Annotated in this window: 22 protein-coding genes; 9 read left to right on the top strand and 13 right to left on the bottom strand. The window is 64.6% G+C overall.

Features of this window, described 5'->3' with window-relative positions; translation table 11 throughout:
• Nucleotides 1-81: 81 nt before the first annotated feature.
• Together GWG67_RS30100 and GWG67_RS30095 are read right to left on the bottom strand one after the other, a co-directional pair.
• Nucleotides 82-345: a hypothetical protein gene (locus GWG67_RS30100; protein ID WP_275172933.1), complete on the bottom strand. Its 264-nt coding sequence runs from the start codon at nt 343-345 to the stop codon at nt 82-84.
• A 139-nt stretch (nt 346-484) separates the two neighbouring features.
• On the bottom strand, nt 485-1,291 hold the full coding sequence (locus tag GWG67_RS30095) for a creatininase family protein (protein ID WP_275172931.1): 807 nt from the start codon (nt 1,289-1,291) through the stop codon (nt 485-487).
• Nucleotides 1,292-1,429: 138 nt separating this feature from the next.
• Between GWG67_RS30095 and GWG67_RS30090 the strand changes: the two genes are divergently transcribed.
• From GWG67_RS30090 to GWG67_RS30070, 5 genes are read left to right on the top strand one after another with little or no spacing between them, the layout of a single operon-like run.
• The gene (locus tag GWG67_RS30090) at nt 1,430-2,452 is read left to right on the top strand and encodes an ABC transporter substrate-binding protein (RefSeq protein WP_027565862.1); all 1,023 of its coding nucleotides are present in this window, start codon (nt 1,430-1,432) and stop codon (nt 2,450-2,452) included.
• A 10-nt stretch (nt 2,453-2,462) separates the two neighbouring features.
• Entirely contained in the window at nt 2,463-3,278 is an 816-nt protein-coding gene (locus GWG67_RS30085; RefSeq protein ID WP_275172929.1) for an ABC transporter ATP-binding protein, read from the top strand.
• Complete coding sequence (locus GWG67_RS30080; RefSeq protein ID WP_275172927.1) at nt 3,275-4,093, top strand: ABC transporter permease; 819 nt, start codon at nt 3,275-3,277, stop codon at nt 4,091-4,093. The genes GWG67_RS30085 and GWG67_RS30080 overlap by 4 nt, the downstream gene beginning before the upstream one ends.
• Nucleotides 4,093-5,082 carry a 2-hydroxyacid dehydrogenase gene (locus GWG67_RS30075; protein WP_275172926.1) on the top strand — a complete coding sequence of 330 codons (990 nt, stop codon included), beginning with the start codon at nt 4,093-4,095 and terminating at the stop codon, nt 5,080-5,082. The genes GWG67_RS30080 and GWG67_RS30075 overlap by 1 nt, the downstream gene beginning before the upstream one ends.
• Complete coding sequence (locus tag GWG67_RS30070) at nt 5,082-5,774, top strand: AprI/Inh family metalloprotease inhibitor (protein ID WP_275172924.1); 693 nt, start codon at nt 5,082-5,084, stop codon at nt 5,772-5,774. The genes GWG67_RS30075 and GWG67_RS30070 overlap by 1 nt, the downstream gene beginning before the upstream one ends.
• 66 nt (nt 5,775-5,840) lie before the next feature.
• On the opposite strand, the gene GWG67_RS30065 is transcribed toward GWG67_RS30070, so the two are convergent.
• A complete protein-coding gene (locus tag GWG67_RS30065; RefSeq protein ID WP_275172923.1) occupies nt 5,841-7,229 on the bottom strand; it encodes a peptidoglycan-binding protein in 1,389 nt (462 codons plus the stop codon).
• 250 nt (nt 7,230-7,479) lie between these two features.
• On the opposite strand from GWG67_RS30065, the gene GWG67_RS30060 reads away from it, so the two are divergent.
• Both GWG67_RS30060 and GWG67_RS30055 read left to right on the top strand, forming a co-directional pair.
• A complete protein-coding gene (locus GWG67_RS30060; protein ID WP_275172921.1) occupies nt 7,480-7,854 on the top strand; it encodes a hypothetical protein in 375 nt (124 codons plus the stop codon).
• Nucleotides 7,855-8,002: 148 nt separating this feature from the next.
• The gene (locus tag GWG67_RS30055) at nt 8,003-8,323 is read left to right on the top strand and encodes a glycine zipper domain-containing protein (RefSeq protein ID WP_275172920.1); all 321 of its coding nucleotides are present in this window, start codon (nt 8,003-8,005) and stop codon (nt 8,321-8,323) included.
• Here the strand turns inward: GWG67_RS30055 and radC are convergent.
• The 3 genes from radC to GWG67_RS30040 all read right to left on the bottom strand — a co-directional run bounded on the left by radC (nt 8,320) and on the right by GWG67_RS30040 (nt 11,402).
• Nucleotides 8,320-9,033, bottom strand: a complete 714-nt coding sequence (radC, locus tag GWG67_RS30050; protein WP_275172918.1) for a DNA repair protein RadC — start codon at nt 9,031-9,033, stop codon at nt 8,320-8,322. The genes GWG67_RS30055 and radC overlap by 4 nt on opposite strands.
• Nucleotides 9,034-9,138: 105 nt before the next feature.
• Nucleotides 9,139-9,957: a type I methionyl aminopeptidase gene (gene map / locus GWG67_RS30045; RefSeq protein ID WP_275172916.1), complete on the bottom strand. Its 819-nt coding sequence runs from the start codon at nt 9,955-9,957 to the stop codon at nt 9,139-9,141.
• A gap of 128 nt (nt 9,958-10,085) precedes the next feature.
• Nucleotides 10,086-11,402, bottom strand: coding sequence for a mechanosensitive ion channel family protein (locus GWG67_RS30040; RefSeq protein WP_275172915.1), 1,317 nt, complete (start codon nt 11,400-11,402; stop codon nt 10,086-10,088).
• 211 nt (nt 11,403-11,613) lie between these two features.
• Here GWG67_RS30040 and GWG67_RS30035 point away from each other — a divergent pair, with 211 nt between their 5' ends.
• Nucleotides 11,614-13,407: a potassium/proton antiporter gene (locus GWG67_RS30035; protein WP_275172913.1), complete on the top strand. Its 1,794-nt coding sequence runs from the start codon at nt 11,614-11,616 to the stop codon at nt 13,405-13,407.
• A gap of 192 nt (nt 13,408-13,599) precedes the next feature.
• Here the strand turns inward: GWG67_RS30035 and modC are convergent, their stop codons facing one another.
• The 4 genes from modC to mepA all read right to left on the bottom strand — a co-directional run bounded on the left by modC (nt 13,600) and on the right by mepA (nt 16,921).
• Nucleotides 13,600-14,262, bottom strand: a complete 663-nt coding sequence (gene modC, locus GWG67_RS30030; RefSeq protein ID WP_007604960.1) for a molybdenum ABC transporter ATP-binding protein — start codon at nt 14,260-14,262, stop codon at nt 13,600-13,602.
• Between the two features lie 2 nt (nt 14,263-14,264).
• A complete protein-coding gene (gene modB / locus GWG67_RS30025; RefSeq protein WP_275172912.1) occupies nt 14,265-14,960 on the bottom strand; it encodes a molybdate ABC transporter permease subunit in 696 nt (231 codons plus the stop codon).
• 11 nt (nt 14,961-14,971) lie between these two features.
• A complete protein-coding gene (modA, locus tag GWG67_RS30020) occupies nt 14,972-15,754 on the bottom strand; it encodes a molybdate ABC transporter substrate-binding protein (RefSeq protein ID WP_275172911.1) in 783 nt (260 codons plus the stop codon).
• A gap of 222 nt (nt 15,755-15,976) precedes the next feature.
• Nucleotides 15,977-16,921, bottom strand: a complete 945-nt coding sequence (mepA, locus tag GWG67_RS30015) for a penicillin-insensitive murein endopeptidase (protein WP_275172910.1) — start codon at nt 16,919-16,921, stop codon at nt 15,977-15,979.
• 469 nt (nt 16,922-17,390) lie between these two features.
• Between mepA and GWG67_RS30010 the strand changes: the two genes are divergently transcribed.
• On the top strand, nt 17,391-19,559 hold the full coding sequence (locus GWG67_RS30010; protein ID WP_275172909.1) for a bifunctional diguanylate cyclase/phosphodiesterase: 2,169 nt from the start codon (nt 17,391-17,393) through the stop codon (nt 19,557-19,559).
• A 109-nt stretch (nt 19,560-19,668) separates the two neighbouring features.
• Here the strand turns inward: GWG67_RS30010 and GWG67_RS30005 are convergent, their stop codons facing one another.
• The 3 genes from GWG67_RS30005 to GWG67_RS29995 form a co-directional block, all read right to left on the bottom strand.
• Nucleotides 19,669-20,073: a hypothetical protein gene (locus GWG67_RS30005; RefSeq protein WP_275172908.1), complete on the bottom strand. Its 405-nt coding sequence runs from the start codon at nt 20,071-20,073 to the stop codon at nt 19,669-19,671.
• Between the two features lie 44 nt (nt 20,074-20,117).
• Complete coding sequence (locus tag GWG67_RS30000) at nt 20,118-20,870, bottom strand: hypothetical protein (RefSeq protein WP_275172907.1); 753 nt, start codon at nt 20,868-20,870, stop codon at nt 20,118-20,120.
• Nucleotides 20,871-21,075: 205 nt separating this feature from the next.
• Nucleotides 21,076-22,230, bottom strand: a complete 1,155-nt coding sequence (locus GWG67_RS29995) for an acyl-CoA dehydrogenase family protein (protein WP_275172906.1) — start codon at nt 22,228-22,230, stop codon at nt 21,076-21,078.
• Nucleotides 22,231-22,447: the final 217 nt, after the last annotated feature.

Genomic DNA, 22,447 nt, shown 5'->3' with positions numbered 1-22,447 from the left:
GGGTCGGGGGCACGACACGGGGTGGATGAGGCGCCCGTGTCGGACGCAGGATCCACGTGAGATCGGCCTCAGGGACTCAAATCAGAAGCAGGTACGAACGCGGCCAACGTACTGGCCAAAGGCGTTGTACTGGGCGGCCCAGCCGCAGCGGTGATAGCCGTTGTAATAGGGGGCGTTGCTGGCGGCGATCGCGGAGCCGACGACGGCAGCGGTGGCAATGCCCAGGCCGACGCCGACGCCCCAGCCGAGCGGCTTGGCTTGCGCCTGCGAGGTGGTAGCGACGACGCTGCCGGTCAGGGTGAGCGCGGTGAGGGCAACTGCGAAAATCTTGGTCTTGATCGACATGTGAAACTCCATCCGGGTTGAGGCGGTCCGTTGTGGCCCGCGTACCGAGTTGGACGGAGGCTCCGCGCGTCCGGTTCGAAACCGGCGAAAGCGGAGGTCGAGTCTGGATCTTTCCCGAATGATTCCAGGAGGATAGACGCTAGCCGAGCGGGCCTTTGGCGAGCCTGTTCACGGCGAAGTTATCAACCTCGGCAAGCAGCTCGCAAAAGGCGCGGGCGCCCTGGTCGATCAGCTGCTCGCCTTTCGCGGCAACGGCCAGCGTCGCATTGCCCACAGCGCCGCTTGGGTTGAGATCCTGCGCCTGCCAGGCGAACGGTGCGGGACGCTGTGTCGACAGCCAGCGATATTGCTGCTCCATCGCGATGCCGCTCGCGGGAAAATCCGCGATCGCATCAACGCGCACCTGATCGGGATAGCGGGCCAGCATGATCGAGGTCTCGACTGCACCGCCGTGGATGCCGTGCCGTACTTCGTCGGCCGGGAACAGCTGGTCCGCGCCCGACAGCCGCGACCACGACGTGGTCACCACGAACAGCTTCTGATGCGCGCGCAGATCCTGCGCGATCAGCATCATGGCCGCGCTGTTGCCGCCATGGCTGGTGATGATGACGAGCTTCTTCAATCCGCGGCGCGCGATGTCTTCGCCGATCGCGGTCCATTTTTTCAACGCGATGTCGGTCGGCAGCGTCTGCGTGCCCGGATAGTGGATATGCTCGGTGGAAATCCCGATCGGTTCAACGGGCAGGAAACTGGCCGGAGCGCTCTCGGGCAGGAGCTCGCGCACCCGCGCCAGATAGGCGTCGGCGATCAGCACGTCAGTCTCGAGCGGCAGATGCGGGCCGTGCTGCTCGGTCGCCGCCAGCGGCAGCACTGCGATCCAGCGCGACACCTCGGCTGGGCTGGCGTCGGCCCAGCGGATCTCGGTCCAGTCGCGGGAAGGCGTCATCAAAGTTTCTTTGCCCGAATTTGTTGCGTAATTTAGGTTATCAGGGGACGCGGGCCAGACCGGCTCGCGTCCCCGAATGTCTTGCGGTTCTATCGCGTTGATTAGACATCGGCCAGCAGCGATCGACGGAGTCCCATCATGAGCCCTTCTCATCTGCGGCGAGCCTTAACGGCGGGCCTGATGGCCGCTTTGGTCTCGGTCGTTCCGGCGCGCGCCGAAACCCTGGACAAGGTCATGTTCGGCACCAATTGGGTCGCCGAGGCCGAGCATGGCGGCTTTTTCCAGGCCGTCGCCGACGGCACTTACAAGAAATACGGCCTCGACGTCACCATCGTTCCCGGTGGCCCAAACGAGAACAACCGGATGCTCCTGATCGCCGGCAAGATCGATTTCTTCATGGCCGCGAACACGCTGATGTCGTTCGACGCGGTCGCCAACAACGTCCCGGTCGTCACGATCGCCGCGGTCTTCCAGAAGGATCCGCAGGTGATGCTGACGCAGCCCGATGCCAAGGTCGCCAAGATCGAGGACCTCAAGCCGCTGACGCTGTTTGTCTCCAAGGAGGGCATGACCAGCTATTTCCAGTGGCTGAAGTCCGAGTACGGTTTCAGCGAGAAGAACGTTCGCCCCTATAATTTCAATCCGCAGCCCTTCATCGCCAATCCCAAGAGCGCGATGCAGGGTTACGTCACTTCGGAGCCCTTCGCGGTCGAGAAGGCCGCCGGCTTCAAGCCCAACGTGTTGCTGCTCGCCGATTACGGCTTCAACACCTATTCGACCTTGATCGAGAGCCGACGTGACGTGGTCGAGAAGAAGCCCGACCTGGTGCAGCGTTTCGTCGATGCCTCCATGGTCGGCTGGTATAATTACATCTACCGCGACAATTCCGCGGGCAACGCCATGATCAAGAAGCTCAATCCGGAGATGACCGACGAGCTGCTCGCCTATTCCGTCGCTAAGATGAAGGAATACGGCATCGTGGATTCCGGCGATTCGCTGAAGAACGGCATCGGCGCGATGAGCGACGAGCGCTACACCTCCTTCTTCAACAAGATGGTGAAGGCAGGCGTCGTGAAGGCAGACCTCGATTTCCGCAAATCCTATACGCTGCGCTTCGTCAACAAGGGCGTCGGCGCTGAGCTGCGCCCGAGCAAGCCGTAGCGCAAGGGCGATGTCATCAGTCAAAACGTTGACGGGGGTCGAGACCGGCCTGACGGCCCTGGCTGTCAGCCTGCGCGGCGTGACGAAGACCTATGACAACGGCGTGGTGGCGCTCGGCCCGCTCGACCTTGCGGTGCGCAGAGGCGAGTTCATTTCGTTGCTGGGGCCGTCAGGTTGCGGCAAATCCACCGCGCTGCGGCTGATCGCCGAGCTCAGCGCGCCGTCGTCAGGAATCGTAAGGCTGGCGCGTCGCGAGGGCACACCGCGCCCAGGTCACGGCATCGGCTTCGTATTTCAGGAACCGACCCTGATGCCCTGGACCAGCGTGCGCGAGAACGTGCGATTGCCGCTGAAGCTGGCGGGCGTTCCGAAGGCGGAATCGCGCGGGCGAGCCGACGAGGCGCTGGCAAGCGTCGGGCTTGCCGATTTCGCCGAGGCTTTCCCGCGCGAGCTCTCCGGCGGCATGAAGATGCGGGTGTCGCTGGCGCGCGCGCTCGTCACCGACCCTGATATCCTCCTGATGGATGAGCCATTCGCGGCACTCGACGAAATCACGCGCTTCCGCCTCAACAACGATTTGCTCGCGCTGTGGCGCAGGCTCGGCAAGACCGTCATCTTCGTCACGCATTCGGTGTTCGAATCCGTCTATCTGTCGCAGCGTGTGGTGGTCATGACGGCGCGGCCGGGCCGCATCCAGGCCGACATCCGCATCGAGACGGTCGAGCCGCGCGGCGAGGAGTTTCGTACCTCCGCCGCCTATTCGGATTACTGCCGGAGCGTGTCGGCCGCGCTGGCGCCGTCCTATTCAGGGCAGTCGACGCTATGAATGCGCAAGCTGCCGTCATAGCGAAGCGGTCCGGCGTGCAACGCGCGTTGCGCTTCGTGCTGCCGGTTATCGTGTTCGCGGCGGGACTTCTCGCCTGGGAGCTCGTGGTCCGCATCAAGGACATCCCGCCTTACGTGCTGCCGGCGCCCTCGGTCATTTTCCTGACGCTGATCAAGGATTGGGCGGTGCTGTCGCAATCGCTCGCCGCGACACTGCTGACCACGCTTGAAGGTTTTGTCGCGGCCAGCATTGGCGGCATCGCGCTGGCACTGCTGTTCAATCAGTCCAAATGGGTGGAAGCATCGCTATTCCCCTATGCCGTGGTGCTTCAGGTTACGCCTGTCATCGCGATCGCGCCGCTGCTGCTGATCTATCTGGAGCAGCAGACCGCGGTCGTAGTCTGTGCCTTCATCGTGGCCTTTTTCCCGGTGCTGTCGAACACCACGCTCGGGCTCAATTCGGTCGATCGCAACCTCGCAGGCCTGTTCCAGCTCTATGGCGCCTCGCCGCAGCAGACCCTGCGCTTTCTCAAGCTGCCGGCGGCGCTGCCTTACATTCTCGGTGGCCTGCGCATTGCCGGCGGTCTGTCGCTGATCGGCGCGGTTGTGGCCGAGATCGCGGCGGGAACGGCCGGCGCCGGGTCCGGGCTCGCCTACAGGATCGCAGAATCAGGCTACCGCTTGAACATACCCCGCATGTTCGCAGCGCTGCTGCTGTTGTCGCTGGCCGGGATTGTCATCTATGGGGTGCTGGCGCTAGTTTCCCACCTCGTTTTACGGCGCTGGCACGAGAGCGCGCTTGGAAAGGACAACTGATGACCACCGGTTCGATTTCGTCCGAAAAGATCGACCTTCTGATTTATGGGCCGGTCCGGCCGATCCTCGAGAACGGGTTTTCCGATCATTTCGTCGTGCACAAGGCGGAGACGCGGGGCGATCTCGAGCGGCTGACGCCGGCGGTTCGCGAAAAGATCCGCGGCGTGGCGGTGACCTATCACACCGTGCGTGCCGACAAGCAGTCGCTGTCGCAATTGCCCAAGATCGAGATGGTGGCGAGCTTCGGCGTCGGCTATGACCACGTCGACGCCAAATACGCCGCCGAGCACAACATCATCGTCACCAATACGCCCGACGTGCTGACCGAAGAGGTCGCCGACGTCGCGATGGGGCTTCTGATCTCCACGGTGCGTGAGTTCATCAAGGCCGACCGTTATGTGCGCTCCGGTCTCTGGCAGACCCAGAACTATCCGCTCAGCGTCGGCTCGCTGCGCGATCGCAAGGTCGGCATCGTCGGCATGGGCCGGATCGGCCAGGCGATCGCGCGCCGGCTTGATGCCTCGCTGGTGCCGGTGGTCTATCACACCCGCAATCCGTCCAAGGACGTCTCCTACAAGCACTACCCCGACCTGATCGAGATGGCGAAGGCGGTCGATACGCTGATGGTGATCGTGCCCGGTGGCGCCAGCACCAACAAGATGATCAACGCCGAGGTGCTGAAGGCGCTCGGCCCGCGCGGTGTGCTGGTCAACGTCGCGCGCGGCTCGGTGATCGACGAACCGGCGCTGGTCCAGGCGCTGAAATCAGGCACCATCCTTGCCGCAGGTCTCGACGTATTCGCGGCCGAGCCGAACGTGCCGGACGAGCTCAAGACCATGCAGAACGTCGTGCTGCTGCCGCATATCGGCTCGGCCTCGGTGGTGACGCGCAACGCGATGGACCAGCTCGTGGTCGACAATCTCAAGTCCTGGTTCGCCGGCAAGGCGCCGTTGACGCCGGTTGCGGAAACGCCGTTCAAGGGACGCTGATGGGAGCTCTTCGGGTCGTTGCATTCGCCTTCGCGGCCTACTTGGCCGCGATCGGCCTCGCGTTGGCGCAGGATACGACGACCCTGAAGAAGGAGATGCCCGGGCAGTGGGAGCTCTCGACCACCGAGCGCAGCAAGACCTGCGTCGTCACGCTCAAGGCCGACACTGCTGCTCAAGGCTTCAAGCTCGAGCTGGAGCCGGCCTGCAAGGCCGCGCTGCCCTTCACCAAGGACATCGTCGCCTGGAGCGTCAGGGGTCTCGACATCGTCCGCTTGCAAGATGCGAGCGGTGAAGCCGTGATCGATTTCACCGAGGTCGAGGCCGGCATCTTCGAGGGCCTGCGGCAAGGCGAGGGCGTCTACATCCTGCAGGACCTCGCCGCCGCTCGTTCGATGGCGAAGTCGATGGACCAGATGATCGGCGACTGGTCGATCGTGCGGGGCAACGGCCAGCCTGTCTGCGGGCTGACGCTGACCAACACGGAAGCCGGGCCGGACAATTTCCAGGTCTTCCTCAAGCCGAAATGCGATGCGGCCATCGCGCAGTTCAACCCGACGCAATGGCGGCTCGAGCGCGGCCAGATCATCCTGCTGTCGAAGGCCGGCGAGGCCTGGCAGTTCGAGGCCGACGACAACGCGCAATGGCGGCGCGTCCCCGATACCGCCGATCCCCTGATCATGCTGCGTCAGTAGGCGCCGCGAAACGCGACCTCATCCTGAGGGCCCGCCATAGGCGGGCGTCTCGAAGATGGCCGCAGACTAGGTCGTCGGCCTGGGCGGCGGCGCGGTGCCTTGGGCCCACTTCTCCATCTTGCCGAGCACGCCCCAGGCCGTGAGCGCCAGGGTGATCGGCATCGCGAACTGGCCGAGGCCCGGCACGGCCGACACGAGCGTCCCGAGCAGTCCGGCAATACCGCCTGCATTGGGACTCGCCGTCACCGAAGACAGCAACGCCGTGATCAGCGAGCCGCCGATGCCGAGCGCAGTCTTCTTGCCGTCGAGCATCTTGCCGATGGTGTCGCCGAGCGCGCCATTGACCTGACCGAGGACGGGCTTGCCGTCCCTGTTGAGCAAGGTGCCGAGCAGATCGACGACCTGCTTCAACTGATCGACGGGGGCGGAACTGGTCGGGGTGAGGGGCCCTGGCATGGGGGCTGTCTTGTTGACGAGGGAAAAGAGCCGCTCGAACAGGCTGATCGGATCCGTGGTGGCGGGCAGCGTGTTGCCCGATGTCGTCGTAGCCGGCGTCGCAGCGCCGACCGGTGGCCGCAGCAATTGCGCGACGTCCTCCAGCCGCTTCATGATTCGGGACATATCGCCGGTCGATCCCGTGGGGCCCGACTGCGCCGCGCGCGTGAGGGTGGCGACCGTGGCGCCGTCGAGAAGTCCGGTGTCTCTCAGGCCGTTCTGCTGCTGAAACTGCGAGACCGCAGCCCTGGTCTTCGGTCCGCTGATGCCGTCCTCGGCGAGCGGCGGATTGGCGCCGTGCTTGTTGAGCGCCTGCTGCATGAGAACGATCGTCGATGCCGCGTCGTCCTCCGGCTCCGCGCGGCTGGCGAATTGCGGGCTGCCGTCGAGGGTGATCGAGGAATCCAGCGACATCATTGCATGCAGGATCACCGCGGTGCCGAGCTGGGAATCGACGTGGTTCGAATCGAACACATGATCGCGGACGAATTTGCCGGCCCTTGCCTCGGGCGGGCCATACAGCGTCGAACCGCCATAGAGATACGGCGAATTGCAGCCCTTGGCATGATAGCCGAAGCCGTTGAAGGCTTCGAGCCGGAATAGAATCCGCCCGATCCCCCAATCGTGAGCGCCGATGAAATTCTGGATTCTGAAGGCGTCCACTGCGCCGTCCACGAACGTGGCAAACGGGCCGCGTCCTTTCGGAACGATGGTCGTCGTGCGATGAAGCGTTTCGCCGTTGCCGAGATAGGTGTCGAAATCGAAATTGGACTCGCGGTAGTGGCAGAGAGCAGCGAAATACCAGGGGACGCCGGTCAACCGTTCGATCTGCTGATAGGTCGCCTTGCCGTTGATGGCCTTGCGCGCGACCGCGTTCGCGTCGGAGAGGCGTGCAGGCCGGATCTCGAGATTGGCCCAATTGCCCTCGTATTCGCTTTTCAGACTCTCGAATGAAATCATTTTCCGCTCCCGCAATGAATGAATTTTCGCAACTGCGCGTTAGTCGAAATGAACCAGGTGCCGTGATCAGGGCGTAAGGCCAGCGTGATCTCCCGCAAGTCTGGCAGGCCGCAGGGCCACCGCGTGTGAAGTGGGTTACAACCTCGCCGGGAAATGAGCGGCAGGACCGGGATCAGGGCGGCCGCCCCGCGAGGGAACCGGGAGGGGCCGCTCTCCGTTAGCGAGGCGGCAGTCCGGCAAGGAGCCCTGCATGACCACGCGCGTCCTCGCGATCGGCATCGAACCCGGCAACGCGGATTACAGCGCATTCCCCCAGCTCACGCCGGAGCTCGTGCGCGACTATATCGATGCGCAGTTGCTGCGCCTGCGCGATCTTGGTTACGAAGTCACGAGTTGCCTGATCGATCTCGATGCCGCGGCGGAAGCCGCTGTGACGGCAGCGTTGCGCGAGGAGAATTTCGACTGCATCGTGATTGGCGCGGGCCTGCGCGAGCCGAAGGAGCGCCTGCTGCTGTTCGAGAAGGTGCTCAACCTCGTCCACCGCCTGGCGCCCGACGCCGCGATCTGCTTCAACACCACACCGGCTGACACCGCCGAGGCGGTGCAGCGCTGGGTCGATGCTTGAGATGAATCCGCACGCGGCATGGCCTGAGCCGCCTTCGAGCCGAGCCTCCGACGCCATCGCGAGAAGCGCCGGGTCCCGGCGTGGTGATTCTTCTGGTCCGAATCCGGCTGCGGCGCTATGACTCGTCTGACCACAGGGGAGGGCGAGCATGCTTCGAGGTCTTCGCATTGGAAGTTTCGCTATAGCGGCATGTCTGACGGTCGTGATGGCGATGCCTACTCATGAGGCGGCGGCGCAGGACGCAATTGGCGGTGCCATTCTCGGCGGCGTCGGTGGAGCGATCGTGGGTGGCGCCATCGGCGGGGGCCGCGGAGCCGCCATCGGCGCCGTCGTCGGTGCCGGCACGGGGGCTGCGATCGCCTCCGAGGGCGAACGCCGCCGCTCCGGCTATTACGCCTATCAGCGCGGCTGCTACATGCAGCGCCGGGACGGCTCCTATGTCCCGGTCGATCCGCGATATTGCTACTAGATCAACCGCATCCCGCGCAAGCTCGCATGCCCGCTCTTGCCGACGATGATGTGATCGTGCACCGCAATCCCGAGCGGCTTGGCGATGTCGATGATCGCCTTGGTCATCTGGATGTCGGCCTGCGAGGGCGAGGGATCTCCTGAGGGGTGGTTGTGCACCAGGATCAGCGCGGTCGCGGACAATTCCAGCGCGCGCTTGATCACTTCGCGGGGATAGACCGGGGTGTGATCGACGGTGCCGGTCTGCTGCACCTCGTCGGCGATGAGCTGGTTGCGCTTGTCGAGGAACAGCAGGCGGAATTGCTCCTTGTCGGCGAAAGCCATGCTGGTGCGGCAATAGTCGATCACCTCGTTCCAGGACGACAGCGCGTTGCGGCTGTTGACCCCGCCCTTGGCGACGCGATGCGCCGCCGCCGCGATCAGCTTGAGCTGGTGGATCGCGGATTCGCCCATGCCGTCAACCTCGCGCAGGCGCGCCACCGGCGCATGCACGACCTCGGCAAACGAGCCAAAAATCTTGATCAGTGTCTTCGCCAGCGGCTTGGTGTCACGCCGCGGCAGCGCTGGAAACAGCGCCATCTCCAAAAGCTCGTAGTCGCTGAGCGCGTCCGCACCCGCGCTGTAGAAGCGCTCGCGCAGCCGTTCGCGATGGCCGAGATAGTGCGGCGCTTCTTCGGGTTTGCTCTTGTCGTGGTCGGTCTTGGCGGGCATCGGCCCCCAGCATTGCCGCGGGCAATCGTTTTTGCAACCGTCAATTGCTGCGGCAAATCCGGTTCACGTCAGCGGGCGACCGCGAAGCTCAGCCGGCAGCCGCAGTCACCCAATCTGCTTCTCGCCATGCCGCTCGGACAGCGTGAAGATTTCGACGCCGGTGGCGGTGACGCCGACGGAGTGCTCGAACTGCGCCGACAGCGAGCGGTCGCGGGTCACGGCGGTCCAGCCGTCGGACAGGATCTTCACATGCGGCTTGCCGAGATTGATCATCGGCTCGATGGTGAAGAACATGCCGGGCTTGAGCTGCACGCCCTCGCCGGGCCGTCCGACATGGATGATGTTCGGTTCGTCGTGGAACATGCGCCCGAGGCCATGGCCGCAGAAATCGCGCACCACGCTCATGGCCTGCGGCTCGACGAAGCTCTGGATCGCGTGGCCGATGTCGCCGGTGGTGGCGCCGGGCTTCACCGAGGCGATGCCGCGCATCATCGCCTCATACGTCACCTCGATCAGCCGCTCGGCCTTGCGCGCGATCGGGCCGACCGCATACATCCGGCTGGAATCGCCGTACCAGCCGTCGACGATGAAGGTGACGTCGATGTTGACGATGTCGCCCTCTTTCAGCGGACGGTCGCCGGGCATGCCGTGGCAGACCACGTGGTTGAGCGAGGTGCAGGTCGAATAGCGGTAGCCGCGATACATCAGCGTCGCCGGATAGGCATTGTTGCTGAAGGCGAAGTCGCGGACGAACTGGTCGATGCGCTCGGTCGGAACGCCGGGCCCGACGATGTCGGTGAGCTCATCGAGACACTTCGCCACCAGCGCTCCCGCCTTGCGCATGCCGGCAAAGGCGCTTGGCCCATGCAGCTTGATCTGTCCGGTCTTGCGGAGCGAGGTATCGGTAGCTTCGACGTAGCTCATGCGGATGCGGTCTTCTCGGCAGGGGGCCGGTATCGAGGTGGGTGCAAGGGACTGATTTAAGGCCCCAATTTAATGATCGCGAGCCTTCATGCAAGCCAAGCTTGGCGGGCATGCGCCCGAAAGCCGGCTCAATTCGGGACTTCTACGGTGGTTTCCACCGGCAGGGCGCCGCCTCGGATGCGGATTTCGCGGACGGGGTAGGGAACCCGGATGCCCTCGCGCTTGAAGGAATCCCACAGCGCCAGCATCACGTCGCTCTTGACGTTGTCCATGCCGTCGGGGTCGGCGATCCAGAAGGTCAGCGAGAACTTCATCCCGGCTTCGGCGAACTCGGTCAGGATGGAATTCGGCGGCTTGCCCTTCTGCGCGCGCGGATGCGCGGCCGCGGTCTCGGCGGCGAGCTTGCAGACCAGCCGCGGGTCGGCGTCGTAATTGGTACCGAAGGCGATCTTCACCAGCGTGTTCTTGTCGGTGTAGGTCCAGTTGACGACCTTCTGCGTCACCAGATCCTCGTTCGGCACCAGGAATTCGCGGCCATCGCCGGCCGCGACCGAAATATAGCGCGTCTTCATCGCGCTGATCCGCCCGGTGTTGTCGCCGATGGTGACGAGGTCGCCGGGCTTCACCGATTTGTCGGCGAGCAGGATGATCCCCGAGATGAAATTGGCGACGATCTTCTGCAGGCCGATACCGATGCCGACGCCGACCGCGCCGGAGAACACCGCGAGCGCCGAGAGATCGATGCCGACCGCGCCGAGCGCGATCACGATCGCGACCGCAAGCAGGCCGATGCGGATGATCTTGACCAGCAGCACCTGCACCGACGGCGTCAGATCGGTGGTCGAGTTGATCCGGCTCTCGGCGAAATTGCTGGCGATGTTGGTGAGCCAGAGCGCGATGAGCAGCAGCGCGCCGGCCTTGATCACGAGCAGCGGCGTCAGCCGCAGGCCGCCGAGCACGATGGCGAAGGAGTCGAGCAGGTCGACCGTCGCATCGAGCTGGCCGACGATCGAGAGCGCCGCGACGAACCAGGCCGTGATCGACACCAGCTTGACGATGAAGGCGTTGCGCAGCACCGAGGTCAGCAGCCGGATCGCGAGCCAGGCCAACCCCAGCTTGGCGGCGACCATCAGGAGATAGCTGCGGCTCGGCCAGGTCGCATGGTACATAACCACGCGCGAGACGATCACGAGCAGGGTGAACGCCGCCGTCGAGGCGCTGGAGACCATCACCCGGGCGAAGTGCCGGAGCGGCAGCGGCCAGCGCATCGCCAGCGAGGTCATGTCGATCCGGCTGCGAACGGCGGCTTCGGCGGCATAGGCGATGCCGGCCGCGGCCAGAATGAGCCCGAATTGCAGGTAGAACCAGGGCGAGGAGATTTCGGCCCCGACGCTGCGCGCGGTGGTCTCCACGAACTCCATGAAGTCTTTGAGGTCCATGTCCATCGGTCTCGTCGGGAAGCGGGTGGGAAGTGTTGATTCGAGCGCGCCGGAGAATCCCACAAAGGGCCCGGCCGGACCACCGATACACCGCTAAGTGAAGTGCGTTAAGGCCGCAAAATGCAGGCAGATTGCCGCGAGCGGGAGAAAATGGGTTGGCGTGGGAGTCCGCCGACGATAAGGATGCAATTCCAGCGATTTCGTACCCGGAAGGTGGATGGCCTCCCTCGACTCCGTCAGCCTCGCCATATTGCTCGGCGCCGTCCTGGTGTTGGCCGGGATCCTGTCAAGCCTGCTTGCGCTGCGCTTCGGCGCGCCCCTTCTGCTCGTCTTCCTCGCGATCGGCATGCTCGCGGGCGATTCCGGTCCCGGACAGCTGCAGTTCGACGACGTCCGAACCACCTATCTGGTCGGCTCGGTCGCGCTTGCACTGATCCTGTTCGACGGCGGCTTGCGCACCCGCTTTGCCAGCATCCGCACCGTGCTCGCGCCTTCCATGGTGCTCGCGACCGTCGGCGTGCTGCTGACCGCGCTGATCACGGCACCGTTCGCTAAATATGCGCTCGACCTTAACTGGACGGAGTCGCTGCTGGTCGGCGCCGTGGTGGCCTCGACTGACGCGGCGGCAGTGTTCCTGCTGGTGCATACCCAGGGCCTGCGCCTGCGCCCGCGCGTCGGCGCGACGCTGGAGGTCGAATCCGGCACCAACGATCCCTTCGCGATCTTCCTGACCCTGATGCTGGTTGAATACATCTCGCTGGGAACGGGCACGGCCGCGCATGTGCTGATGGAGTTCGCCCAGGAGGCCGTGCTAGGCGCCGTCGTCGGCGTGATCGGTGGGCGTCTGGTCGTCATCGCGCTCAACAAGGTCGCGCTGCCGCAGGGCCTCCATGCGCCGTTCGTCACCACCGCCGCGCTCGTCATCTTCGGCGGCTCGCAGATCATGCATGCCTCGGGATTCCTCGCGGTCTATCTCGCCGGCATCATCATCGGCAACCGCCCGACGCGCGCACATAATTCGGTCGTGGCCTTCCTGGACGCCGCGACCTGGCTGGCGCAGATCGTGATGTTCGTGCTGCTCGGTCTGCTGGTCTCGCCGAGCAGGCTTGGCGGCAGCGTGCTGCCGGCGGTCGGGATCGCATTCGTCCTGATGCTGGTGGCGCGGCCGATCGCCGTCTTCGTGTGCCTGGCGCCGTTCCGCTTCAACTGGCGCGAAAAGATCTTCATCGCCTGGACCGGCCTGCGCGGCGCGGTCGCGATCTTCCTGGCCTCGATCCCGATGCTGGTCGGGCTGTCGAAGGCCTATCTCTATTTCGACGTCGCCTTCGTCGTCGTCATCATCTCGCTGCTGCTGCAAGGCTGGACCCTGGCGCCAGCCGCGCGCAAGCTGCACGTGGCGCTGCCGCGCGCCGAACGCGGCCCGCGCCGTGTCGAACTGGACCTGCCCGGCCAGCTTGAGCAGCAGCTCGTCGGCTATCCGGTGCGGCCCAAGAGCCTGTATTTTCGCCGCGGTCTGATCCCGTCCTGGTCGAAGCCGACGCTGGTGATCCGCAACGAGAACATTTTGACGCCGATTGAAGCCGAGCCGATCGCGCCCGGCGATTACATCTATCTGCTGGCGCCGCCGGAAAAGGCCGAATCGCTCGACCGCTTCTTCGTCGACATGCAGCCGAGCTCGGCGCCGGATCCGCATCTACTCGGCGACTTCATGGTTTCCGGCGATCACACGCTCGCCGAGCTCGCGGAGATCTACGGCGTGAAGGTGAGCGAGGACGAGAGCGGGCACACGCTCGCTGATTATTTCGACGTCCATCTCGACCGCGCACCGAAAGAGGGCGCCGAGCTTGCGTTGGATCCGATCGTGCTCGTCGCGCGCTCCATCTCCGGCGGCCGCGTCAACGTCGTCGGCCTGCGTCTGCCGGAAGACGAGGAAGCGCCCGCGCCGCTGACCCGCAGGCAGGTCCTGCGGCGCAAGCTGGCGGATTTGTGGACGTCGGTGGCGGGGGTTTAGGTGCTGTGTCGTGCCGGCCTAGTGCGCAATTGCGCACGGGGGCCGGGACCCATAACCCCAGGGAGGAGTTTGGCGAAGATTTGCAGTTGCGCTTCGTTCGCCGGTACTCACACCGTCCGCCGTCGAGAGATCACGCGGTATGGGTCCCGGCCTTCGCCGGGACGACGGCGGTTGGTGCGACCGCCAGTATGGCTACGTCAGCACCTTCACCCCGCCGAACGACGTCACGCGGCCCTGCTTCAGCATCACGATCTGCGTCGCGAGCTGGCGCAGCTCGGCGACGTCGTGGCTGACATAGACCATGGGGACGTTGGCCTCGTCGCGCAGCCGCACCAGATAGGGCAGGATCTCCAGCTTGCGGCCCTCGTCGAGCGCGCCGAGCGGCTCGTCGAGCAGCAGCAGGCGCGGCCTCGACAGCAGCGCGCGACCGAGCGCGACGCGCTGGCGCTCGCCGCCGGAGAGCTTTCCGGGGCGGCGACCCTGCAGCGCGCCGATGTCGAGCAGCTCGATGACGCGCTTGTGCTGCGCTGGATCGGGCGCGAGGCCGTTCATCCGCCTGCCATAGTCGAGATTTTGCGCGACGTTGAGATGCGGAAACAGCCGCGCATCCTGGAACACATAGCCGATGCGGCGGCGCCAGGTCGGGACATGAATACCGGCCGCGCTGTCGTCGACCGTCTCGCCGTCGATCACGATGGTGCCGCGGTCTGGCCGCAGCAGCCCCGCGATCATGTTGACCAGCGAGGTCTTGCCGGCGCCCGACGCTCCGAACAGGCCGATGACGCGGCCCTCGCTCGCGAAGGCGGCGGACAGCGAGAACTCGCCGAGCTGTTTTTCGATGTCGACGCGCAGCATGGTCAATTCCCGTGCAGGCGCGCGGTGGCGCGGCGGGCGAACCATTCGGCGGCAATCAGCGCACCGAGCGCGAGCACGATCGAGACGATCACGAGCCGTCCGGCGGCGGCGTCGCCGTCCGGCGTCTGGATCAGCGAGTAGATCGCGGACGAAATCGTCTGGGTCTCGCCGGGAATGTTGGAGACGAAGGTGATGGTCGCGCCGAATTCGCCGATCGCTTTCGCAAAGCCAAGCACCATGCCGGCGAGCACGCCGGGCAGCGCCAAGGGCAGCGTCACCGTGAAGAACACCTTGAAAGGAGTGGCGCCGAGCGTCTCGGCGGCCTGCTCGAGCCGGCGGTCGATCGCCTCGATCGACAACCGCATCGGGCGCACCAGCAGCGGAAACGACATCAGGCCGCAGGCAAGCGCGGCACCGGTCCAGCGGAAGGCGAAGACGATGCCGAGAGTATCGGCCAGGAAACCGCCGACGAGTCCGCGCCGGCCGAAGGTGAGCAGCAGCAGATAGCCGGTGACGACAGGCGGCAGCACCAGCGGCAGATGCACCAGCGCATCGAGCACCGACTTGCCCCAGAAATCACGCCGCGCGAGCAGCCATGCCAGCGCAATGCCGAACGGCGTTGCCACCAGCGTAGCGATGACGGCAACCCTGAGCGATAGCAGGATCGCCGTCCATTCGGCGGGAGAGATGTCGAGCATCAAATCGCAAATTATGTAGAGGGGCTGATCAGGAACTTGAAACCGTATTTTTCCAGAATGGTCTTGGCGGCGGTCGAGCGCAGGAAGGCGAGATAGTCGCTGGTCTTGCCCTTTGCCGTCGTGGTCGCAGCGACGGGATAGATGATCGCGGGATGCGAATCCGCCGGGAAGGTGCCGACGATCTTCACGCCGGGCTCGACCTTGGCATCGGTGGAATAGACGATGCCGAGGTTGGCCTCGCCACGCGCGACCAGCGTCAGCGCGGCACGCACGCTCTCGGCCATGGCGAATTTCGGCTGTGCCGCCTGCCAGGCGCCGAGCTTTTCCAGCGCCGCCTTGGCATACTTACCGACTGGTACGGACTTGACGTCGCCGGTCGCGATCCTGCCGTCGCCGGCGAGTTTTGCGAGGTCGAACCCCTGCGCGATGGGCACGTTGTCGAGCCTGGAATCCTTCGGCGCGATCAGCACGATGCTGTTGCCGAGCAGATTGACCCGGGTCGGCTCGTTGATGGTCTTCCTGGAGATCGCGTAGTCCATCCAGTCGGTGTCGGCGGAGACGAACACATCGGCCGGCGCGCCCTGCTCGATCTGCCTGGCGAGCACGGAGCTTGCGGCATAGCTGACGCTGAACTTGACGCCGGTCCTGGCGGTGTAGGCGGCGTCGACCTCGTCGAGCGCGTTCTTCATCGAGGCTGCCGCGAACACGGTGATGGTCTTGTCCTCGGCGGCGACAGGCGAAAGGCCCGCGGCCAGAAGGAGCAAAGCCGAAAAAAGCACGGAAAGGCGGGACATCGGAAGCGCTCCATGCGCGCGCTCAGGGCACGCAAGGCGGCGCGCGCAAGACGGCGTTGGTTGAATGAGGCTTGCGACCGGCGGAAGCGCTGTTCCGGCAAGCCCGACGGACTTACGGTCCGGCAAGCGATCGCTGGGTCATCATAGCAGGGTGGCGGAACAGGTCAAAGGCGGCGGTCCGCATGGCGCCAACCTGGAATGGCCGGGACGACCGCGAAGGCTTTACGGTTTCGCATTGCCCGCGTGCAGCACGGCTTTGCACGCCCCCGGCATCTGCGCCAGCGTCATCGGCGGTTTCGGCTTCGGGGGCTCCGGCGGGGGTTTGGGGTGCAGCACGCCGTCGCTGAACCAGTAGGCGAGATCGGAGGGCTTGCAGCCTTCGTCGTCGGATTGCGACGGCTGGCTCTCGCAGTCGCTCGCGCCCGCCGGGCAGTGCATGCGGATGTGGAAGTGATAGTCGTGGCCCCACCACGGCCGGATCTTCGACAGCCAGGAACGGTCGCCCTTGGCCTCGCGGCACAGCGCCTTCTTGATCGCGGCATTGACGAAAATGCGCTGCACCGCCGGCTCCTGCGCCGCGTCGCGCAGCACCAGCACATGGCCCGGCGTGAACACTTTTGGATCGATGTCGAGCCGGTCCGGACGCACCATCATCACCGCCGACATGTCCTCGCGCTCCTCGCGCGAGAGCCGATGGTCCGGCATCGGCGTCAGCCAGATGTCGGCATCGAGGCCGATCTGGTGGCTGGCATGGCCGGACAGCGCCGGCCCGCCGCGCGGCTGGGCGATGTCGCCGACCAGGATGCCCGGCCATCCCGCGTCCTTGTGCGCCCTGGCCGCAAGCCGCTTGATCAGCGCGATCATCGCGGGATGACCGTAGCTGCGATTGCGCGACAACCGCATCACCTGCCAATTGTCGCCGTTGAGGGGCATCTGCTCGGCGCCGCCGATGCAGCCCTTCACATAGGAGCCGATGACGTGCGCCGGTCCCTTCGACGGCAGCAGCTTTCGCGCGAACAGCTCCTTGGCGCCGATATTGGGATCGTTCAGATTGGCGAGCGGCGGCAGCGGCTTTGGGTTGACGCTGCCCTTGTCCTGGGCCAGCGCGTCGCCGGCGGCCAGGAGCGTCATGACGAGCAGGAGAGGGGCGAGGCGGCGGGGACTCATGCTGACATCCTTATAACCCCAACACCGCGTCAGGGTTAAGAAACAGTCCCTCCGCTGAAATTTCGTCCAAAAGTCGCGGTTCCGCGGCGTCGGGCGGCCGATTTTTAACGATGCGATAACCCTCTCATGCATTGACCAAAATTCGTGCGCAGGACGTCTGCTCACTCACTTCTGCATACAATCGCGCGCGATCCCGGAAATGATTCAAGGCGGCGCGCAATTTCGCGCCATCTCGTTCTCCGATGACGACGATGCGATGCGCCTGGAGCGCCCATCGGCGCTGCCGGGCCTTGCAAACGGGCAATGAGGGCTGCTTTTTCGAGGCTGCCAGACCGTGCGTCCCATCGCCATGCCACCCAAGATTACTTTTTTTTCAGACACTTGCTCCAAGAGTTGCGGTCGCTGGGTGCGACTGGGACGAGTGAAGTTGAGTTTGGGGTTTCGAAAGTCAAAAAAGCGAAAGGGAAGCGTGCTTGGCAGGTCCGGCCTGCACCCGCGCAAGCCGCGCTTTGCGCGCGCCCCTCATCTTCCGTCCGAACGCGACGAAGTTCTGCGCAGCCGTGCCGAGGCTGAGGCCGCGATCGCGGAAGCGCGCAAATCCCATGAGCGCCTGCGCCAGGCCATTGAGATCCTGCCGCAAGGCATCGTGTTTCTCGATGCCGAGGGCCGCTATGTCCTCTGGAATAAGCAATACGCGGAGATCTACAGCAAGACCGCCGATCTGTTCGAGGAAGGCGCGCGCCTCGAGGACACACTGCGCATCGGCGTCACCCGCGGCGACTATCCCGAGGCGGCCGGTCACGAGGAAGAATGGATCGCGGAGCGGCTGCAAAAGCTCTATCAGCCCGGCTCGCGCCACGAGCAGAAGCTGGCGGACGGCCGCGTCATCCTGATCGACGAGCGGCTGACGGAGGACGGCGGCGTCGTCGGCCTGCGCGTCGACATCACCGAGTTGAAGCAGCGCGAGGCCTCGTTCCGCCTGCTGTTCGACGGCAATCCCGTCCCCATGATCGTCTGCGCACTAGACGATGAACGCATCCTCGGCGTCAACGATGCCGCTGTCGCCCATTACGGCTACAGCCGCGCCGAGTTCGAGCGGTTGACGATCCGTTCCCTTCAGGCTTTCGACAGCGAGCCGCCCTGGACCGCCGATTCGGCCGGCGAGGAGCAGGCCGGACGCACCTGGAAGCACGTCAAGGCCGACGGCACCCTGATCGACCTTGCGATCTATTCGCGCGAACTGACCTATGCCGAGCGGCCCGCGGTGCTGCTCGCGCTGATGGACATCACCGAGCGCAAGCGCGCCGAGGCGCGGCTCGCCTTCATGGCCCAGCATGACGGGCTGACCGGTCTGCCAAACCGCAATCTGCTGCGCCAGCAGGTCGACGAGATGCTGCTGCATACAAGGCGCAGCACAGACAAGGTCGCCCTGCTGATGCTGGGGCTCGACAATTTCAAGGCGGTCAACGACACGCTGGGACACGCGGTCGGCGACAAGCTGCTGCGCGGCGTCGCCAAGCGGCTGCGCTCGACCTTGCGCGAGGAGGACGCGCTGGCGCGGCTGAACTCGGACGAGTTCGCAATCGTGCAGAGCGGCCTGACGCGTCCCGAGGATGCGGTGCTGCTGGCCAAGCGCCTGCTGGAAGCCATCGCCGATCCCTATCTGCTCGACGGCCATTCCGTGGTGGTCGGTGCCTCCATCGGCATTGCGATGGCACCGGGCGACGGCGACGATTCCGAAAAGCTGCTCAAGAGCGCCGACATGGCGCTGTCGCGCGCCAAGCTGGATGCGCGCGGCTCGTTCGCGTTCTTCGAGGCGGCGCTCGATGCGAAAGCGCAGACCCGCCGCAAGATCGAGGTCGAGCTGCGCGACGCCATCCAGAACGACGTGCTGCGGCCGTATTACCAGCCGTTGATCGATCTCCAGAGCGGCCGCATCACCGGCTTCGAGGCGCTGGTGCGCTGGCCGCATGCCGAGCGCGGCATGATCTCGCCGGCCGAATTCATTCCGGTCGCGGAAGAGACCGGGCTGATCAATCCGCTCGGCGGCCTGATGCTGCGCCGGGCCTGTCACGATGCCGCGACCTGGCCGGACGACGTCCGCGTTGCCGTCAACCTGTCGCCGCTCCAGTTCCGTAGCGGCAATCTGCTTTCGGTGGTGACCGATGCGTTGAAGCACTCCGGCCTGCCGCCGCGGCGACTGGAGCTCGAGATCACCGAGACGCTGCTGCTGGAAAAGAGCGCCCAGGTGCTGGCGACGTTGCATGCGCTGCGCGCGCTCGGCGTGCGCATCTCGATGGACGATTTCGGCACCGGCTATTCCAGCCTGAGCTATCTGCGCAGCTTCCCGTTCGACAAGATCAAGATCGACCAGTCCTTCGTGCGCGATCTCGGCGCCAATCGCGAGGCCCAGGCGATCATCCGCTCCATCGTCAGCCTCGGCAAAGGCCTCGGCGTCACCATCACCGCCGAGGGCGTCGAGACCGAAGCCGAGCTGAGCTGCCTCCGCGCCGAAGGCTGCGACGAAGGCCAGGGCTTTCTGTTCAGCAAGGCCCGGCCGAATATCGAGATCATCAGCCTGCTCGCCGCGCAACGGGGCATCGACGGCGGCGAGGAAGACGCCGCGCTGGTGGCCTAGCGCGCGTACTCATGAACCCGGCTCGATGGGAGCTGCTTCGCCGATGACGCTTCGATCCGACAGGGAGTGAACTGCCACGCCACGAAGTGATGCGATTGGCCGACACCGACTACGCAGAAGGCGCATCAAGGCCGTGCGGCAGTAAAACCTGTATAACATTTTGCCCTTCCGGTGGATGGCGCGAGATATGCCCTTTCCCATGCGTATCCTCGACCAGAACCGCCTTTCCAGCGGAGACACGCCTCACCTCTCCGTCGCTCGTTTCAAACTCGACCTCGCCGTCCAACCAAATGACAAGGAGTCGGCCGGGTGGGTTATGAAAGTCCGCTTCGCGGGCCCCTCCTGGGATACGAACAAAACGAACTCGCGAGGCTTCGTAGAATGCGGAACGCGAGGATTCGTAGTTGGCGGCAGGCGCTCCGTTGGGAAACGATCGCGTTAGTGTCGTGGGAATATCAATTTCCCCAAAATGGGATTCGCCATCAGGCGTAGAGAAAATGCGCAGGCAGTTCATTTTTTTACCTCCATCGTACTTTCGACGTGCGCACGATCGAAAGTTCACCGGCCGACAAGTGTTACGGCTTCTTGCCCCTCGGCAGGAGCGGTTTCATGGGACCGCACGAATACGAAGCGGGATGCCGCGGGGATCTGTGCGTCGGCGCTGCCATCCTGGCCGATGAGGATGAGTCCCGCGCCGCCATTGGCTACATTCAAGATGACGGGGGCGCCCTGCCAGGTCCTGATGGGCTCCATTCCGATGATGAGAAATTCGCCGATCGGCTGGTCGAAATATTGAAGCCTCAGTTGTGGTCCGACTTCTGCAGCCGCCAGGCCGAAACCCAAGCGTTTGGCGCGCGCATAGATGTCCGCCAGCAACGCCGTGTCGGTCCGAAAGCCCAGTTCGGCTGCCGACACCGTGAAAAGCTCTACGCTCGTTTTCGTGGCGCTAACGGTAAACGTCGGCCGTGCGAGAATTTCGCCAGCCGAGTTTCCGATGCCGCAACCTGCCGCATCCAACGCGTTGCTGAGGGCGAAGAAGTTTGCAAACGTCCCGGTCCTGATCGTCTTCCACACGGGGTGATCGGCGGCGGATTTGATTGGGACCTGCGGCCGATCAGAGGGCGCTTGCTTGAGCTTCAGGTTATTCCGCAGGACGTCTCGCGCCGAGCATTGAGCCACGGCTTCGCTCTCAAACAGGAGAGTGCATGCGATGCAGAGGGTGGCAACAATGAGCATGCCACCATGGTGCCATCCCGGCGAACGCCCCTGAATGGCATGGCAACTGACTTTCCTGCCAGCTGTGCGGCCCATAACGGACCTCTCTTGCGCAAATCGGCGCGCTAAAGACAATTCGGAATTATCGCTTCCATATGGTCGGCGCGGTCACGGCGGAAAAGCCGTCGTTTTTGTAGCTATAGAAATTGGTCCGGGAAAATTCACAAAGGTTCAGCGGCGAGGACGCTGGATGCGAACTCAATATAGGTCAGCGTGCGTGCACTTTCGCAACTGGTCGACGTCAGCGATCCCCTGAAAGGATCATCTTACCGACATCCTCGTAATGCGTGTCGCGCGCCTGGATCTGCTGGGCGATGGCGTGCATGTCGCGAAACCGGCGCTCGAACGGATTGCTGCGGAATACGGCGGTCGCGCCGGCCATGTGATAGGCGGTGTCGACCACCTTGGCCGATTGGTGAATGGTCCAGGTCGCGGCGAGGCGAACCGAGCTCCGATGCGCCGCGCTGAACGCGCCGGTCGCGCAGAGATCGCGCCACATCGCATTGGCCGTCGCGTAGAGATAGGCGCGCGCAGCGCGAAGATCGCCCTCGGTGCGGCCGATCAGTCCCTGGACCGCCCCGTTGTCGTGCATGGCGCTGGCCGCCAGCGACTGATGCTTGCCGCGCGCCAGTGCGATCGCGGCATCCAGCGTCGCGCGCGCCACGCCGAGCGACACCGCGGCAAAGCCGAGGCTGAAGGTCGAACCGGTGCCGATCCTGTAAAGCGGACCCTGCTCGCGTAGCGCGGACGGCACGTCACGAAACGCGGTGAAGCGCTCGGGGATGAACAGGTCGGCGACCTCGTAGGAATCAGTGCCGGTGCCGGCGAGCCCGATCGCCTGCCAGACGTCGTGCAGCACGGCGCTTGCGACCGGAAACAGGATGGTGCGCACCTCCGCCGAGCCGTCGGCATTTTTCCGCGGCTTGCCGTCGCTGCCGACGATGCGGACATGCGCGCCGAGCCAGCTCGCCTGCCGCGAACCCGAGGCAAAATCCCAGCGCGCGGTGACGCGATAGCCGCCCTCGACCGCCCGCGCCTCATGCGCGATCGCGCCCCAGGCGAGGATGCCCGGCGCCGTGTTGAAGATCTCCTGCGCGGTCTCGTGGTCGAGCGAAGCCGCGATCATCGCGCAGACCGCGCATTGGCCGACGCACCAGGCGGTGGAGGCATCCGCTTTCGCGATCTCCTCCAGCATCTGCATGAAGGCTTCCGGCGGCGCTTCGGCGCCGCCAAGACTCTGCGGCAGCAGCGCGCGATAGAGCCCGTTCTCGATCAGCGCGGAGACTACGGGATCGGTCAGCCGCCGCGACCGCTCGATCTCGTCGGCTTCGCTGGCAATGAGCGGTGCGATGGCGCGGGCGCGTTCGACGAGGCCAAATCCGGGAGTTGCGTTCATGCGCGTTTCCTCGCCCATTCTTGCTGTGAGCGGTCGATCTCGCGATGGTGATCTATTTGCAGAGGAGGATCAAGGTGTGCGGCGTCATTCCGGCAATCCTCAACTTGAAGTGCGGAATCAGTGATGATGGCCCCAAGAAACTATTGGTACTGCTCGGACATTATCGTTTTCCAGAAGAGCATGATACTCTTCCGAAACAGGCAGCGATTTTGGCCTC

The organism is Bradyrhizobium sp. CSS354 (assembly GCF_029051725.1).
GTDB lineage: Bacteria > Pseudomonadota > Alphaproteobacteria > Rhizobiales > Xanthobacteraceae > Bradyrhizobium.
The sequence above is the reverse complement of the archived record's forward strand: the minus strand, read 5'-3'. Positions and strand labels throughout refer to the sequence as shown.